Here is a 1,724-nt window from a genome sequence, read left to right on the forward strand (position 1 = left end):
GCTCGACGAACTGGCCGCCTGCTACGCCGAGCGCACCGACGTGCGCCACCCGCTCCACCCGCTCGGCGACACCCCGCTGCGCAGCCGGGACGCGGTGCGGGAGCACTTCTCCGCCGGGGGCCACCCCACCGGCGTGGAACGCTACGACGTCGTTGACGACCACGTGTACGTGACGTCCGACCCCGAGGTCGTGATCTCCGAATTCCAGTACGCCGGCGTGATTGACGGCCGCGCGTTCACGCTGCCCTGCATCTTCGTGGTCCGGGTCCGCGACGGCGAGATCGTCGAATCCCGCGACTATGTCGACCACGTGGCTGCCGCCCGCGCCTTCGACCGCCTGCCCGCCTTAACCGCAGCGTTGACGCGCCGGGGGGCCACGGGCTAGCACGGCATCGCTACGAAGCGCTATCATCGCTCTGTGGCGATGAGTTGCGCACATGATCTCGATCCGATGGTGGCGCTGTTCCGGTCGTTGGGCGACCCGACGCGGCTGGCGATTCTTCATCGGCTGGCCCATGGCGAGGCCCGGGTGGTGGACCTGACCGGCGAGCTCGACATGGCGCAGTCCACGGTGTCCAAGCACCTGGCGTGCCTGCGTGACTGCGGGCTGGTCGACTTCCGTGTGGTCGGCCGGCAGTCGTTCTACGCGCTCACTCGGCCTGAGCTGATGGACTTGCTGCGCTCGGCTGAGGCGGTCTTGGCGGCGACGGGAAACGCGGTCGCGCTGTGCCCCGTCTACGGCGGTCCGGTCGGCCAAGCCGTCGCGGTGGTGAAGTCATGACGGCTCCCGCGCTGACGGCGGAGCGGCGGGCCGCGTTGTCGCAGCGGAGTCTGTGGCTGGCGTACGCCACGGCGGGCTACAACCTGCTCGAGGGGCTCGTGGCGATCGCCGCGGGCGCGGTTGCCTCGTCGTCGGCGTTGATCGGCTTCGGGCTGGACTCGTTCGTGGAGGTGTCCAGCGCGGCTGTCATCATCTGGCAGTTCCGCTCTCGCGTACCGGAATCGAAGGAACGCCTGGCGCTGCGGCTGATCGCCGTGTCGTTCTTCGCTCTGGCTGCCTGGGTCACGGTCGACGCCGTGCGGTCGCTGCTCGGCGGCGGTGACGCTGACGCCAGCCCGGTCGGCATCGGCTTGGCTGTGGCGTCGCTGATCGCGATGCCGCTGCTGGTCTGGGCCAAGCGGCGCACCGGCCGCGAGCTCGGCTCGGCCACCGTAATGGCGGACTCCACCCAGACCATGTTGTGCACCTACTTGTCGGCCGTACTGCTGGCCGGCTTGGTCCTCAACGCAGTGCTGGGCTGGTCCTGGGCCGACCCGATTGCCGCCCTGGTGATCGCCGGGGTAGCGGTCAAGGAAGGCGTCGAGGCGTGGCGCGGCGAGCAATGCGACGACTGCGCACCCGTCGCCGCCGCTCCATCGACAGGGTCTGCGTGCGGCTGTGGGCCGGATTGCAAGGACGGGTGCTGACCATGGCCGCACCGACTACGAGGTCGCCGGGATGACGTGCGGCGGGTGCGCATCTCGAGTCAGCAAAGCCCGCCGAGGTCCCTGGCGTCAGCGCCGTCAGTGTGGACGTCGCTACGGGCACGGTCACTGTTGCGAGCCTCGCTGGAGTTGCCGATGACGCCGTCGACTCAGCAGTGACGCGAGCGGGCTACCGCCTCGTTCGCTGACGGCGAAGCTGGCCGGCCTGACCGGGTAGCCCTCACCCGGTCAGGCCGGGC

The 1,724-nt window shown here is 69.9% G+C and carries 3 protein-coding genes; all 3 read left to right on the plus strand.

The window, feature by feature from the left end:
• The coding region (locus tag AB0M20_RS41880; RefSeq protein ID WP_364306923.1) for a nuclear transport factor 2 family protein at nt 1-385 on the plus strand (385 nt) is incomplete at its 5' end.
• Nucleotides 386-424: 39 nt separating this feature from the next.
• Nucleotides 425-781 carry a metalloregulator ArsR/SmtB family transcription factor gene (locus tag AB0M20_RS41885; RefSeq protein ID WP_364306924.1) on the plus strand — a complete coding sequence of 119 codons (357 nt, stop codon included), beginning with the start codon at nt 425-427 and terminating at the stop codon, nt 779-781.
• Nucleotides 778-1,467 (plus strand): cation transporter, encoded by a 690-nt coding sequence (locus tag AB0M20_RS41890; RefSeq protein WP_364306926.1) that lies wholly within the window; start codon nt 778-780, stop codon nt 1,465-1,467. The genes AB0M20_RS41885 and AB0M20_RS41890 overlap by 4 nt, the downstream gene beginning before the upstream one ends.
• Nucleotides 1,468-1,724: the final 257 nt, after the last annotated feature.

It is taken from the genome of Actinoplanes sp. NPDC051633, assembly GCF_040681735.1.
Lineage (GTDB): Bacteria > Actinomycetota > Actinomycetes > Mycobacteriales > Micromonosporaceae > Actinoplanes.